At 73.1% G+C, this 14,239-nt stretch carries 13 protein-coding genes; 9 read left to right on the top strand and 4 right to left on the bottom strand.

Annotated elements, in window-relative coordinates:
• Window positions 1-43: 43 nt before the first annotated feature.
• From aroC to fabI, 3 genes are read right to left on the bottom strand one after another with little or no spacing between them, the layout of a single operon-like run.
• A complete protein-coding gene (aroC, locus tag E8M80_RS19650) occupies window positions 44-1,150 on the bottom strand; it encodes a chorismate synthase (protein WP_137127429.1) in 1,107 nt (368 codons plus the stop codon).
• Window positions 1,151-1,157: 7 nt separating this feature from the next.
• Entirely contained in the window at window positions 1,158-1,802 is a 645-nt protein-coding gene (locus E8M80_RS19645) for a LysE family translocator (RefSeq protein ID WP_137127428.1), read from the bottom strand.
• Between the two features lie 9 nt (window positions 1,803-1,811).
• Window positions 1,812-2,654 (bottom strand): enoyl-ACP reductase FabI, encoded by an 843-nt coding sequence (gene fabI / locus E8M80_RS19640; protein WP_137127427.1) that lies wholly within the window; start codon window positions 2,652-2,654, stop codon window positions 1,812-1,814.
• A gap of 36 nt (window positions 2,655-2,690) precedes the next feature.
• Here fabI and pdxH point away from each other — a divergent pair, with 36 nt between their 5' ends.
• The 5 genes from pdxH (at window position 2,691) to E8M80_RS19615 (ending at window position 7,696) form a co-directional block, all read left to right on the top strand.
• Complete coding sequence (pdxH, locus tag E8M80_RS19635) at window positions 2,691-3,377, top strand: pyridoxamine 5'-phosphate oxidase (protein WP_255467540.1); 687 nt, start codon at window positions 2,691-2,693, stop codon at window positions 3,375-3,377.
• A gap of 126 nt (window positions 3,378-3,503) precedes the next feature.
• Window positions 3,504-4,970, top strand: a complete 1,467-nt coding sequence (locus E8M80_RS19630) for a bifunctional aminoglycoside phosphotransferase/ATP-binding protein (RefSeq protein WP_137127425.1) — start codon at window positions 3,504-3,506, stop codon at window positions 4,968-4,970.
• A gap of 52 nt (window positions 4,971-5,022) precedes the next feature.
• On the top strand, window positions 5,023-5,901 hold the full coding sequence (locus tag E8M80_RS19625) for a universal stress protein (RefSeq protein WP_137127424.1): 879 nt from the start codon (window positions 5,023-5,025) through the stop codon (window positions 5,899-5,901).
• A 126-nt stretch (window positions 5,902-6,027) separates the two neighbouring features.
• Window positions 6,028-6,738: a pirin family protein gene (locus E8M80_RS19620; protein WP_137127423.1), complete on the top strand. Its 711-nt coding sequence runs from the start codon at window positions 6,028-6,030 to the stop codon at window positions 6,736-6,738.
• 133 nt (window positions 6,739-6,871) lie between these two features.
• Complete coding sequence (locus E8M80_RS19615) at window positions 6,872-7,696, top strand: aldo/keto reductase (protein WP_137127422.1); 825 nt, start codon at window positions 6,872-6,874, stop codon at window positions 7,694-7,696.
• Window positions 7,697-7,851: 155 nt separating this feature from the next.
• Here E8M80_RS19615 and E8M80_RS19610 read toward each other — a convergent pair whose 3' ends face one another.
• On the bottom strand, window positions 7,852-10,074 hold the full coding sequence (locus E8M80_RS19610) for a primosomal protein N' (RefSeq protein WP_137127421.1): 2,223 nt from the start codon (window positions 10,072-10,074) through the stop codon (window positions 7,852-7,854).
• 75 nt (window positions 10,075-10,149) lie between these two features.
• Here E8M80_RS19610 and fsa point away from each other — a divergent pair, with 75 nt between their 5' ends.
• The 4 genes from fsa to pap all read left to right on the top strand — a co-directional run bounded on the left by fsa (window position 10,150) and on the right by pap (window position 14,236).
• Window positions 10,150-10,806 (top strand): fructose-6-phosphate aldolase, encoded by a 657-nt coding sequence (gene fsa, locus E8M80_RS19605; RefSeq protein ID WP_137127420.1) that lies wholly within the window; start codon window positions 10,150-10,152, stop codon window positions 10,804-10,806.
• Window positions 10,803-11,489: a DUF484 family protein gene (locus tag E8M80_RS19600; protein ID WP_170979516.1), complete on the top strand. Its 687-nt coding sequence runs from the start codon at window positions 10,803-10,805 to the stop codon at window positions 11,487-11,489. The genes fsa and E8M80_RS19600 overlap by 4 nt, the downstream gene beginning before the upstream one ends.
• Window positions 11,486-12,421 (top strand): tyrosine recombinase XerC, encoded by a 936-nt coding sequence (locus E8M80_RS19595; protein WP_137127419.1) that lies wholly within the window; start codon window positions 11,486-11,488, stop codon window positions 12,419-12,421. The genes E8M80_RS19600 and E8M80_RS19595 overlap by 4 nt, the downstream gene beginning before the upstream one ends.
• 324 nt (window positions 12,422-12,745) lie before the next feature.
• The gene (gene pap / locus E8M80_RS19590; protein WP_137127418.1) at window positions 12,746-14,236 is read left to right on the top strand and encodes a polyphosphate:AMP phosphotransferase; all 1,491 of its coding nucleotides are present in this window, start codon (window positions 12,746-12,748) and stop codon (window positions 14,234-14,236) included.
• Window positions 14,237-14,239: the final 3 nt, after the last annotated feature.

The following is a 14,239-nucleotide window of genomic DNA, read 5'->3' as shown; positions in this document are numbered from 1 at the left end:
GCCCGCCGCACGCCCGCGCGAGATGCCGTGGGAAGCCACTGCATCAGTTACGCGGCAGGCGGGCGACCGAAGGGGCGTCAGGATTCTGCGCCCGATGCCGCAGCAGGTGGTCGGCCAGGACCAGGGCCAGCATGGCCTCCCCCACCGGCACGGCCCGGATGCCGACGCAGGGGTCGTGGCGGCCCTTGGTCAGCACCTCGACCTCATGGCCGTGGCGGTCCACCGCGGCGCGCGGCGTCAGGATGGAACTGGTGGGCTTCACCGCGAAGCGCGCGACGATGGGCTGGCCAGTGCTGATGCCGCCCAGGATCCCGCCGGCATGGTTCGACTGGAAGGCCACAGTGCCGTCCGCGTTCATGCGCATCTCGTCGGCATTGTCGGCGCCGGTCAGGGTGGCGGCGCCGAAGCCGTCGCCGATCTCGACGCCCTTCACGGCGTTGATGGACATCAGCGCGGCGGCGAGGTCGGCGTCGAGCTTGCCGTAGATCGGCGCGCCCAGGCCGGGGGGGACGCCCTCCGCCACGACCTCGATGACGGCGCCGACGGAATTGCCGGATTTGCGCAGGTCGAGCAGCCGTTCCTCCCACCGCGCGGCGGCGGCGGGGTCCGGGCAGAAGAAGGCGTTCTGGTCCACCGCGTTCCAGGACCAGTTGGCAGGATCCACCCAGTCGCCGCCCATGGCCACCAGCGCGCCGCGCACGCGAACCTCAGGGCCCAGCACCTTGCGCGCGACGGCGCCGGCGGCGACGCGCATCGCCGTCTCCCGCGCGGAGGACCGTCCGCCGCCGCGATAGTCGCGGATGCCGTATTTCAGTTCGTAGGTCAGGTCGGCATGGCCGGGGCGGAAGCGCTCGGCGATCTCGGAATAGTCCTTCGATCGCTGGTCCGTGTTGTCGATGTGGAGCGCAACGGGCGTGCCGGTGGTCAGGCCCTCGAAGACGCCCGACAGGATGCGGACCTGGTCGGCTTCCTGGCGCTGGGTGACGAATTTCGACTGGCCGGGGCGGCGGCGGTCGAGGAAGGGCTGGATGTCCGCCTCGGTCAGCGCGATCCGCGGGGGAACGCCGTCGACCACGCAGCCGATGGCGGGGCCGTGGGATTCGCCCCAGGTGGTGACGCGCAGCAGGTGGCCGAAGGTGTTGTGGGACATGGGAAGGTCAGGCGGCGGGCCGGCGCACCAGCGCCAAGGCCGCGCCCAGCGCGCAAAGCATGGCGCCCGACCCCTGCCGCAGCCGCAGCAGCAGCCCGGGCCGGGCCGAAAGCCCCCGCCGGATGCCGCCCGCGCCCAGGGCGACAAGGATGTCGACCCCCGTGTTGAGCGCTACCGAGACAAGGCCCAACACGATGAACTGCACCGCCACGTGGCCCGCCGCCGGGTCGACGAATTGCGGCACGAAGGCCAGGAAGAAGGCGGCCGTCTTCGGATTCAAGGCCTCGACCGCGATGCCCTCCCGGAAGGCGCGCCCGGGCGCGCCGCCTCGCGTCTGCTCCGCCGGCAGGGACACCGAAGCGTGGCGCGCTTCGCGGAAGGTGCGGATGCCGATCCAGACGAGATACGTCGCCCCCGCCAGTTTCACGACGAGGAACGCCTCGGCGCTCGCAAGCACCAGCGCCGAGACGCCGACCGCGCCGGCCCCCACATGGACCATGCCGCCGAGACCGGTGCCGAGCGACGACGCGACGCCCTCCGCACGGCCACCCGCCAGGCTGCGGGCGGCGACGTAGAAGATGCCGGGCCCGGGTGTCACCGCCAGCAGCAGCGCCGCCGCGGCGTAGATCAGCAGCGCGGTCGGGTCCACCATGGCCGACCCTCAGCCCTTCTCCACCGTGATATCCGGCGCATCCGGGTTCTTCATGCCCACGATGTGGTACCCGGAATCGACGTGATGCACCTCGCCCGTCACGCCAGCCGCGAGGTCCGACAGCAGGTACAGCCCCGACCCGCCCACCTCCTCGATCGTCACGTTGCGCCGCAGCGGCGCGTTGTACTGGTTCCACCGCAGGATGTAGCGGAAGTCGCCGATCCCGCTCGCCGCCAGGGTCTTGATCGGCCCGGCCGAGATCGCGTTCACCCGGATGCCGCGCTCACCGAGGTCGGTCGCCATGTAGCGCACGCTGGCTTCCAGCGCGGCCTTGGCCACGCCCATCACGTTGTAGTGCGGCGTCACGCGCTCCGCACCCAGGTAGGACAGCGTCAGCAGCGACCCGCCCGCCTCCATCAGCGCCGCCGCCCGTTGCCCAACCGCGACGAAGGAAAAGCAGGAGATGTCCATCGCCTGCAGGAAGGCCGCCCGCGGCGTGTCGAGATACCGCCCGCGCAGGAACTGCTTGTCGGCGTAGCCGATGGCATGCACCAGGAAGTCGATCTTTCCCCAGGCCTTCTCCACGGCGCCGAAGGCCGCGTCCATCGAGGCATCGTCCGCCACGTCGCAGGGCAGCACGAGCGAGGAACCGACGCTGTCCGCCAGCGGCCTGACGCGCTTCTCCAGCGCATCCCCCTGGTAGGTGAAGGCGATCTCGCCGCCCTGCGCGGCGATCGCGCGCGCGATGCCCCAGGCGATCGACCGGTCGTTCGCGACGCCCATGATCACGCCGCGCTTGCCCTGCATGAGGCTGCCGGTGGCGATCCGGGGCTCTGGCGTGGCGTCGTTCATCGCTTGGGGGCCCGTCCGTGGCGAAGCTGGGCGGGCGTGGTGCCATGGCGGCCCCCCGGGAGCAAGTGCTTCCCGCCCCTTGCCGCCCGCCCCCGCGCCCCGATACAGGCAGGGTCAAGGAGCACCGACATGGACGGCACCGCCACCACCGACGACCCGATCGCCATCTTCGAGGCCTGGATGGCCGAGGCCGCGGCGTCGGAACCGAACGACCCCAACGCCGTCTGCCTGGCGACCGCCGCCCCGGACGGCCTGCCCTCGGCGCGCATGGTGCTGCTGAAGGGCATCGATTCCCGCGGCTTCGTCTTCTACACCAACCTCGAGAGCCGAAAGGGCGGCGAGCTCGCGGCCAACCCGCAGGCGGCGCTCTGTTTCCATTGGAAGACGCTGGCCCGCAGCGTGCGGGTCGAAGGCGCGGTCGAGCAGGTCTCCGACGCCGACGCCGATGCCTACTATGCCTCCCGCGCCCGCACCTCCCGCCTCGGCGCCTGGGCGTCGAAGCAGTCCCGGCCGCTGGAATCGCGCTTCGCCCTGGAAAAGGCAGTGGCGGAATACGGACTGCGCTACGCGGTAGGCGAAATTCCGCGGCCGCCTCACTGGTCGGGATTCCGCGTGCTGCCGCGGCGGATCGAGCTTTGGCGCGACATGCCGTTCCGGCTTCATGAACGGCGGGTGTTCCACCGCGACGGCAGCGGGTGGCGGCTCGAGATGCTCTATCCGTGAAGGTCGGGGGAGGAGAACCTCCCCCGATCCCCCTCCCTTCCTTGGAATCCCGCCCGTGATCCAGGGCGGAGCCGCAAAAAAGGTTGAGGGGGGTCTGGGGGGAGAAGTTCTCTTCTCCCCCCAGCCATGACCATTCCCCCATCCCAGGCCGAGGCCGCCGCCTTCCTCGAACGCCTCTCCGGCGCCGCGCCGATCGAGACGCACATCTCGGCCGTCTTCGTCGGCCGCGGCACGGCCTGGAAGATGAAGAAGGCCGTAGCGCTCGGCTTCCTCGACTTCACGCGCATCGAGGACCGCGAACGCTTCTGCCGCCGCGAACTCGACCTCAACCGCCCGCACGCGCCGGGCATCTACCGCGACGTCGTGCCGCTGACGCGCGGCCCCGCCGGCACGCTGCGCGAGGGCGGGGAAGGCGAGGCCGTCGAATGGGTGCTCCGCATGGCGCCGATCCCGGCCGAGGATTTCCTCGACCGCGTCGCGCCCACGCCGGCGCTGCTCGATGCGGTGGCCGACGCCGTCGCGGCCATGCATGCGGCGGCGCCGCGGGCCGACGTCGATGCCCCGGCCGCGCTCGGCGCCATCCTCGAGGGCAATGTCCTCTCGGCCCGCCGCGCCGGCCTGCCGCCCGCGCGGGTCGAGGCCTGGGCGGCGGCGGCGCGGGCCGGGCTCGCACACGCGGCGCCGGCGCTGGCCGCACGCGCCGCGGCGGGCTTCGTGCGCCGCGGCCATGGCGACCTCCACCTCGGCAACATCTGCCTCTGGGATGGCCGGCCGACGCTGTTCGACGCGCTGGAATTCGACGAGGCGCTGGCGACGATCGATGTCGGCTACGACCTCGCCTTCCTGCTGATGGACCTCGACCTGCGGCACGGCCGCGCAGCGGCGAACCGGGTGCTGAACCGCTATGTCGCGCGCACGGGCGATGCAGGCCTCGTGGCCGGCCTGCCGGTCTGGCTCTCGCTGCGCGCCATGATCCGCGCCCATGTGGCGGCGACGCGCGGGGCGGATTCGGCGGCGCTGCTCGCGGCGGCGGAGGCGCATCTGCGCCCCGCGGCTCCGCGCCTGCTGGCGGTGGGCGGCCTGCAGGGCACCGGCAAGTCGACGCTGGCCCGCGCGCTGGCGCCGGCGGTCGGCCGCTGTCCCGGCGCGCTCGTGCTGCGGTCCGACGAGATCCGCAAGCGCCGCTTCGGCGTCGCGCCGGAAGACCGCCTGCCGCCCGAAGCCTATGCCGAGACGGTCAGCCGCGAGGTTCATACCGAGATGTTCGCCGCGGCGCGGACGGCGCTGGCGGGCGGCCAGGCGGTGATCCTCGACGCCGTCTTCCTCGACCCCGCGCAGCGCAGCGCGGCCGAGGCGCCGGCGCGCGAGGCCGGCCTGCCCTTCGACGGGCTCTGGCTCGAGGCGCCGATCGAGACGCTGCGCGCACGCCTGGCCGCGCGGCACGGCGATGCCTCGGACGCCGACGAGGCCGTGCTGCTGCGCGCGGCGGAAGCCGATCCCGGCCCCATCGCCTGGCATCGCATCGCGGCGGATGACGGCGCTCCGCTGGCCGCGGCGCGGGCGATTGGCATCCCGCACCATTCCGTGTGCTAGACTTTTTCTTCCAGACCAAGAAGAACGCAGCACGGAAGGGGAGCTTCACACCATGGCCTATCGTCGGCTTCTGCTGCCACTCACCGGAACCGCCGCCGGGGAGGCCGCGCTCGCCACCGCGCTGATCGCGGCCCGCGCCTGGGGCTCGCACGTCCATTGCCTGCATGTGCGCGTGGACGCCCGCGATGTCGCACCGCTCGCCGGCGAGGGCCTGTCCGGCGCCATGATCGAGGAGATGATGGCCGCGACCGAGCGCGAGAGCGGCGAGCGCGCCGACCGCGTGAGGTCGCTGTTCGACAAGTTCACCGCGGGCCTCGGCGGCGTCACCATGGCCGACAACCCGGACACGGCGGCCAAGTCCGGCGGCCCCACCCTGTCCTTCGAATCGATCGCAGGGCGGGAGGAGGACATCGTCGCGCAGCAGTCGCGCCTCTATGACATGGCAGTGGTGCCGCACCCCGAGGCGGGCGAGGACGTGTCCAGTTCCGACGCGCTGCACGCCATCCTGTTCGATTCCGGCCGCCCGGTGCTGATCGCCCCGCGCGTCGCGCCGGCCGACATCGGCACCAAGGTCTGCGTCGCCTGGAACGGCACGGCCGAGAGCGCAGCCGCCGTCGCCGCCGCCCTGCCCTGGCTGCACAAGGCGAGCGCGGTGCGCATCCTCTGTTCCGACGAATACCAGCGCCGCGGCCCGAAGGCCGAGGGCATCCAGGCCTATCTCCGCTGGCATTCCATCACCGCCGAGATCGTGCCCTTCAAGCCGACGACGCGGGAAGTGGGCGCGGGCCTGCTCGGCGCGGTGCGGGACTTCGAGGCGGACCTGCTCTGCATGGGCGCCTATTCGCATTCCCGCCTGCGCCAGCTCATCCTGGGCGGCGTGACGCGCCACGTGCTCGAGAACGCCGAGATCCCGGTCCTGATGTGCCGCTGAGCGCGGCGTCATCACCGGCGTGAATGGCCGCGATCCGGGCGCCCGCGTGGCGGCCGGGCACGCCCGGCCCTATCTGCCGTGTCGAACGGAGGTCCGCCCGGCGGGCCACAGAGACGGAGCATCCCGATGATCGAGATCCGCCCCTTCGACAGCCTCGGCAAGGCGAATTTCGGCTGGCTGAACGCCAACCACCACTTCTCCTTCGGCCACTACATGGACCCGAAGCGCATGGCCTGGGGCCGGCTGCGCGTCTGGAACGACGATGAGATCGCGCCCGGCAAGGGCTTCGACCCGCACCCGCATCGCGACATGGAGATCATCACCTATGTCCGCGAGGGCGCCATCACGCACCGCGACAACATGGGGAACGAAGGCCGCACGGGAGCGGGCGACGTGCAGATCATGTCCGCCGGCAGCGGCGTGGTGCACGCGGAATACAATCTCGAGCCCACCACCACGCGCATCTTCCAGATCTGGATCATGCCCGACCGCCAGGGCGTGAAGCCCGCCTGGGGCGCCAAGGCCTTCCCGAAGGAGAAGCGCGAGGCCGGGTTCGAAGTGCTCGCCTCCGGCCGGCCGCAGGACGGCGGCAACGGCGCGCTCCCGATCAACGTGGACGGCGCCGTGATGGCCGCCACGCTGGCGAAGGGGCAGACGCTGGTGCAGCCGCTGGCCGCCGGGCGCGCGGCCTACATCGTGCCGGCGAAGGGCGTGGTCACGGTGAACGGGCATGCCGCAGCGGCGCGGGACGGCATCGCGATCCGCGACGAGGCGGAGTTCGCCATCACGGCGTCGGAGGACGCGGAACTCGTGATGGTGGAAGTGGCGGCGGACTGACGGGGAAGGTCGGGGGAGGGGAACCTCCCCCGAACCCCCTCCCTTCTTTGGCACTTGGCGCGGCGTGCAAGGGGGCACTTTCCCGGTCCGGCGCGGCAGGTCTAGCCTCAGGGCAATCCCGGAGGAGCCGCCGATGCCGAGCCTGCCCGACGGCACCCCGATCCCAGCCCTCGGCCAGGGCACCTGGCACATGGGGGACGACCGCCGCGCGCGGGGGCAGGAGGCCGATGCGCTCCGCCTCGGCCTCGACCTCGGCATGACGCTGATCGACACCGCCGAGATGTACGCCGAGGGCGGCGCCGAGGAGGTGGTGGGCGAGGCCATCCGCGGCCGGCGCGACGACGCCTTCCTGGTCTCCAAGGTCTATCCGCACAACGCATCCCGCCGCGGCGCCGTCGCCGCCTGCGAGCGCAGCCTGAAGCGCCTCGGCGTCGAGGCGATCGACCTTTACCTGTTGCACTGGCGCGGCGCCGTGCCGCTGGCCGAGACGGTCGAGGCCTTCGAGGCGCTGCGCGCCGCCGGCAAGATCCGCCGGTGGGGCGTGTCCAACTGCGACGTGGACGACCTCGAGGAGCTCGGCCCAGCGCTGGCCGACTGCGCGACCGACCAAGTGCTCTACAGCCTCGAGCATCGGGGCGTGGAGTTCGACCTGCTGCCCTTCTGCGCCGCGCGGCGCATGCCGGTCATGGCCTATTCGCCGATCGGCCAGGGCGGCAAGCTGCTCCGCCACCGTGCGCTGCACGAGGTGGCGGCCCGGCATGGCGTGACACCTGCGCAGGTGGCGCTGGCCTGGACGCTGCGCGACCCCAACATCGTCAGCATCCCGAAGGCGTCCGACCCGGCGCATGTGCGGCAGAACGCGGCGGCGCGGGACGTCCGGCTGGCGGCAGACGACCTCGCGACGCTCGATGCCGCCTTCGCCCCGCCCGCGCGCAAGCGCGGTCTCGCCATGCTCTAGAAATCACGGTTTCCAAAGGCCCTTCGGCCTTTGGCCGGAGGGGTTCGGGGAGGGCGGAGCCCTCCCTGAGGTCGGCGCGGGGTTCGGGGAGGGCGGATGCCTCCTCGCGGACAGCGCCGTGTTCGGGGAAAGCTGCCCCCCTCTCCGCCGCCCCATCACAGGAACCCGACCGGATCCACGTCCACCTGCACGCGCACATTGCCCGGCACCTGCACCTTCGCGAGCCACGCCTCCAACAGCGGCTGCACCGCGATGTCGCGCCGCGTCCTCAGCAGCAGCCGCCGCCGATGCCGCCCGCGCAGGATGGCGAGTGGCGCCGGTGCCGGACCCAGCACCTCCACCCCCTCCCCGCCCGGCGCCGCCTGGCCCAGGTCGCGCGCCGTCCGGTCCGCCGCGCGCTCGTCCTCGGAGCTCACGACCAGCGCCGCGAGGCGCCCGAAGGGCGGCCAGTGTCCCGGCTTCCGGCCTTCCGCCTCGGCCTCCATGAAGGCGTCGAGGTCGCCGCCGACCAGCGCCTGCATCACCGGATGCTCGGGGGAGAAGGTCTGCAGCAGCACGCGGCCCGGCCGTTCCTCCCGCCCCGCGCGGCCGGCCACCTGGTGCAGCAGCTGCACCGTGCGTTCCGCCGCGCGCAGGTCGCCGCCCGCCAGGCCCAGGTCGGCATCGACCACGCCGACCAGCGTCAGGTGCGGGAAGTGCCAGCCCTTGGCGACGATCTGCGTGCCGATCACGAGGTCGACCTCGCGGTCCTGGATCGCCTTCGCCGCGGCGGCCGCGGCGGCAGGGCCGGGGATGGTGTCCGACGCCATGACCAGCAGCCGCGCCTCGGGCCAGAGCAGGCGCGCTTCCTCCAGCACGCGCTCGACGCCCGGGCCGATCGGCACGGTCGAATGCGCCGCGCCGCAGGACGGGCAGGCCTCAGGGATGGCGTCCACATGGCCGCAATGATGGCATTGCAGGCGGCGGGCGGCGCGGTGCTCGACCAGCCAGGCGGTGCAGTTCGGGCAGCGCATGCGGTGCCCACAGGCGCGGCAGAGCGTCAGCGGCGCATAGCCGCGGCGGTTCAGGAACAGCATCGCCTGCTCGCCACGCGTGAGCGTCTCCGTCACCGCGGCGACCAGCGGCGGGCTCAGGAAGCGCCCACGCTCGGGCGGCGTGCGCCGGAGGTCGACCGCCTCCACCGCCGGCATCTCGGCGCCGCCGTGCCGGGCCGGCAGGTGGACCAGCCCGTAGCGCCCCGTGGCCGCGTTCGTGGTGCTCTCCAGCGAGGGCGTGGCGCTCGCCAGCACGCAGGACGCGGCCGACAGGCGCGCGCGCACCACCGCCATGTCGCGCGCGTGGTAGACGACGCCTTCCTCCTGCTTGAACGCGGTCTCGTGCTCCTCGTCCACCACGATCAGGCCGAGGTCGGGGAAGGGCAGGAACAGCGCGGATCGCGCGCCGACCAGCACCGGCGCCTGCCCTTCCGCCACCGCGCGCCAGGTGTCGCGCCGCGTGCGCGACGTCAGTTCGGAATGCCAGAGCGCCGGTGCCGCGCCGAAGCGCGCGCGGAAGCGGTCGAGCCATTGCGTCGACAGCGCGATCTCCGGCAGCAGCACCAGCGCCTGGCGGCCTTCCCGCAGGCACTGCGCGATGGCCTCGAAATAGACCTCCGTCTTGCCCGATCCGGTGACGCCGGTCAGCAGTGTGGTCGAGAAGGCGCGCGCCGCGACCGACGCGCGGAGCACGGTCGCGGCCTCCTGCTGCTCGGGGCCGAGCGCCGGGCCGGGATGGGCCGGGTCGGGGGCGGCGAAGCGGGACGCGGCGGGCAGCGGCGCGGGCGCGATGAGCCCGGCGTCGGCCATGCCGCGCAGCACGCCGGGCGCGACCTCCGCCGCCGCGGCCAGGTCCGTCCCGGCGCGCGGGGCGCCATCGGCCAGCAGGGCCAGGACGCGGGCGCGGCCGGCCGTGCTTCGCGCCCCCGCCGGCGGGTCCGCGGCGCGGCGCCAGCCGGCGCGGACGGGCGGCGGCTCCAGCGCCGCCGGCACGCTCATCGCCATGCGGAGCACCGCGCCCGGCGGGCTCAGCGTATAGGCCGCGACCCAGTCCACGAAGCGGCGCAGCGTCGCGGCCATGGGCGGCGCGTCGAGCACGCCCCGGATGTCGCGCAGCCGGGATTCGGCGAGGCCGGGGTCCGCCTCGCCATCCCAGACCACGCCCAGCGCCTCCCGCGTGCCGAGCGGCACGGCGACGAAGCAGCCCGGCGCCAGCGCCATCCCCGCGGGCACGCGGTAGTCGTAGGCGTCGGCCAGCGGCAGGGGCAGCAACACGCGCACCCGTGGCGCCGCCGCCACAGCGCCCGACGTCGCGCCGCCCCGCGTGTGCTTCCGGCGCGCCATCAGGTATGGTCCGGCCCGAACCAAGACCGGGGCCGGCGTCCGGCACCCGATTCGCGATCTGGCAGGTCCCACACCATGAAATTCTTCGTCGATACCGCCGAGGTGGCGGACATACGGTCCCTCGCACAGGCCGGCCTCGTGGACGGCGTCACCACCAACCCCTCCCTCGTCGCGAAATCCGGCCGCGACTTCAAGGAGGTGATCGCGGAGATCTGCGCCATCACCGACGGCCCCGTCAGCGCCGAGGTCACCGCCACCGACGCCGCCGGCATGATCGCCGAGGGCAGGGCGCTGCGCGGCATCGCACCCAATGTCGCGGTCAAGGTCCCCCTGACGGAAGCCGGCCTCGTCGCCTGCCGTACGCTGGCCGGCGAAGGGGCGATGGTCAACGTCACGCTCTGCTTCAGCCCGGCGCAGGCGCTGCTGGCGGCCAAGGCGGGCGCCGCCTTCATCTCCCCCTTCGTGGGCCGGCTCGACGACATCTCGACCGACGGCATGCGGCTGATCGCGGACATCGTGCAGATCTACCGCAACTATCCCGCCCTGAAGACCGAAGTCCTGGTCGCCTCCGTGCGCCACCCGATCCACCTGATCGAGGCGGCGAAGATGGGCGCGCATGTCGCGACGCTGCCGCCGGCCGTGATCCGCATGCTGCTGAAGCACCCGCTGACCGACCGCGGCCTCGAGGCCTTCCTGGCCGACTGGGCGAAGACGGGACAATCCATCCTTTGAGCAGCCGCCGCCTCCCCGCCAGGGCTGCCCAGCCGGGCCTCCGGGCGGAGGAGGTGGAGGCGTTCCTCGAGGCCAATCCCGGCTTCCTCGCGGAACGACCCAGCATCTACCGCGCCCTGGTGCCGCCCCGGCGGATCCATGGGGAGGCGCTGGCGGACCACATGGCGGCCATGCTCGAGATGGAACGCACCCGCACCCGGGCCCTCGAGGCCGAGGTCCTGGCCGCGATCGAAGCCGGGCGCGCCGGTGCCGGCCTTTCGGTCCGCATCCGCCTGGCCGTGCTGGCGCTGATGCGGGCACAGGACGTCATGGAGGCCGTGACGCAGGAGATCCCGGCGCTGCTCGGCGTCGAGACCTGCACGCTCGCGGCCGAGCCCGGCATGCGTGCCGGGTTCCTTGTGCTGCCCGCGGGAACGCGGCCCCTGGCCGAAGGCGCGGTGCAGCGGCTGATCGGCCGCGGGCGGGACGCCGTGGTCCGCATCCAGCCGCAGGAGTCGGCGCTGCTGCACAACGAGGCCGCGCCGCTGGTCGTGCGCGACGCCCTGGCCCGCGTGCCGCTGGCGAACGGCCCGCCGGCGCTGATCGCGCTCGGCACGCGGCAGGCGAATGCGCTGCCGGTCCGCCAGAGCGTCGGCGTCCTCGCCTTCCTCGGCCGCGCGGTGGCGGCGGCGCTGTCGCGGTGACGGGCGCGCAGGCGCGCGCGGCCTGGCTCGCCTGGCTGGCCGCCGAACGCCGCGCCAGCCCGAACACGGTCGAGGCCTATGGTGCCGACGCGGCCGAATTCCTGGGTTTCCTGACGCGCCACCTGGGGCAGGAACCAGACCTCGGCGCGCTCGGCGCGATGGTGCCGGCCGATCTGCGCGCCTTCCTGGCGGATCGTGCGGCGGCAGGCGACAGCCCCGCGACGCGCGCGCGGCGGCTCGCAGCGCTGCGCGGCTTCCTGCGCTACCTGACGCGGCACCACGGCATGGCGGCCCTGCCGCTCGGCGCCCTGCGCGGCCCGCGGCCGAAGCCGCCCATCCCGCGCGCGCTGACGGCCGCCGATGCGCGTCGCGTCGCGACCGAGGCAGGGGATGTGCACGCGCTCGGCCGGCGGGAGAAGCCGGCGCTGCAGGCGGCGCGGGAGGTCGCGCTGTTCAGCCTCCTCTACGGCGCGGGGCTGCGGATTGCGGAGGCGCTGGCGCTCGACCTCGCGGATGCGCCTCTGCCGGGCGGCACAGCGGCGCTGCGCGTGCGCGGCAAGGGAGGGAAGGAACGGCTGGTGCCGGTGCTGCCGGCGGTGCGGGACGCCGTCGCGGCCTACCTTACCCAGCGCGGGCCCGGGTCGCCGGCAGAGCCCCTGTTTCTCGGCGCGCGGGGCGGGCGGCTGGATGCCGCGGTGGCGCAGCGCAGCCTGCGCGAATTCCGCCGTCTGGCCGGCCTGCCGGAACACGCGACGCCGCACGCGCTGCGGCATTCCTTCGCGACGCATCTGCTGGGCGGCGGCGCAGACCTGCGGGCAATCCAGGAACTGCTCGGCCATGCAAGCCTGTCCACGACGCAGCGCTATACGGCGGTCGATGCGGCGGGGCTGCTGGCGACGTGGCGTCGCGCGCACCCGCGCGCGCGGGAGTAAAACGGCGCACCCGCGCGCGCGGAAGCAACGCGGCGCACCCACGCGCGCGGAAGCAACGCGGCGCATCCGCGTGCCGGCCGGCGCGGGTGTCGATCGGCCGTGGCGCCCGGAGAGGTGGGGGGAGGCGAACCTCCCCCGATCCCCCTCCCTTCTTTCTCGTTTGGCGCCTGGCCTTCCGGCACGACGCCGGGTTCCAACCGAAGCTTGAGGGGGAATGGGCGCGCGCTCACGCGCCACACGAGCACCGCGCTACCACCCCGCCCGTCTATCCGGCACCATGCCCCGATGCGCCCCACCCGGGGCGCGGGTCAGGACGGAAGCGCCATGTTCGAAGCGGCGGAACTCGACCACAAGGTCACGAAGGCCGACTACAAGCGTGAGGAGCCGGAGCTCCGCCGCGCGCTGCTGCAGGCGCAGCGCGACCTCGGCGCGCAGCAGCGCTTCCCGGTGCTCATCCTGATCGCCGGCATCGAGGGCGCGGGCAAGAGCGAAACGGTCCACCTGCTGAACGAATGGCTTGATCCGCGATTCATCGAGGTGACGGGCTTCGCCCTGCCGACCGAGGAGGAAGCCGCCCATCCGCCGATGTGGCGCTTCTGGCGGGCGCTGCCGCCCAAGGGCCGCATCGGCGTGTTCTTCGGCGCCTGGCAGACGATGCCGATCCTGGAGCGCGTGATGGGCCGCCTCGGCGCCGACGGCTTCGCCGCACGCATGGAGGAGATCCTGCGCCTTGAGCGGATGCTCGCCGAGGAAGGCGTTCTGCTGGTGAAATACTGGTTCCACCTCTCGAAGGGGCAGCAGCGCAAACGCATCCGCGCGCTCGAGAAGGAGAAGGAGACCTCCTGGAAGGTCACGCGCTACGACCGCGCGCTGTTCGAGCGCTACGACGATTTCCGCGCGGTCTGCGACCCCTTCCTGCGCGAGACCTCGACCGGCGAGGCGCCCTGGACGGTGGTTCCGGCGGCGGATGACCGCTACCGGGCGCTGTTCGTCGGGCGCCACCTGCTCGGCACGCTGCGCGCGCGGCTCGACGCGCCGGCGCCGCCGAAGCCGCCGCCGGCCAAGCCCTTCACGGTGCCGCCGCCCGACCGGCTGAACGTGATCCGCGCGCTGACGCTGAGGCAGGAGATGTCGCGCGCCGACTACGACCGCGCGCTCGTCGAGGCGCAGGCGCGGCTCGCGCGCGCCACGCGGCACAAGCGCTACGGGAAGATCAGCGTGATCGGCGTGTTCGAGGGCAACGACGCCGCCGGCAAGGGCGGCGCCGTGCGACGGCTCGGCGCCGCGCTCGACCCGCGCGCCTACCGCATCGTGCCAGTCGCCGCGCCGACCGAGGAAGAACGCGCGCAGCCCTATCTCTGGCGCTTCTGGCGCCATGTGCCGCGGCCCGGACGCCTGACGATCTTCGACCGGTCCTGGTATGGCCGCGTGCTGGTCGAGCGCGTCGAGGGCTTCGCGGCCGAGGCCGACTGGCGCCGCGCCTATGCCGAGATCAACGACTTCGAAGGCCAGCTCGTGACGCACGGCGCCGTGGTCGCCAAGTTCTGGCTCGCCATCAGCAAGGACGAGCAGCACCGCCGTTTCCAGGAACGCGAGGCGACGCCCTTCAAGCGCCACAAGATCACGGAGGAGGACTGGCGCAACCGCGAGAAGTGGGACGCCTACGAGGAAGCGGTCTGCGAGATGGTGGAGCGCACCTCGACCGGCCAGGCGCCCTGGACGCTGGTCGAGGCCGACAACAAGCTGCATGCGCGGGTGAAGGTGGTCACCACCCTCGCCGACATGCTGGAGGCCGCGCTGAAGCGGGCGAAGTGAGCC

The sequence above is a fragment of the Roseomonas sp. HF4 genome, from assembly GCF_005222755.1.
Lineage (GTDB): Bacteria > Pseudomonadota > Alphaproteobacteria > Acetobacterales > Acetobacteraceae > Neoroseomonas.
The sequence above is the reverse complement of the archived record's forward strand: the minus strand, read 5'-3'. Positions and strand labels throughout refer to the sequence as shown.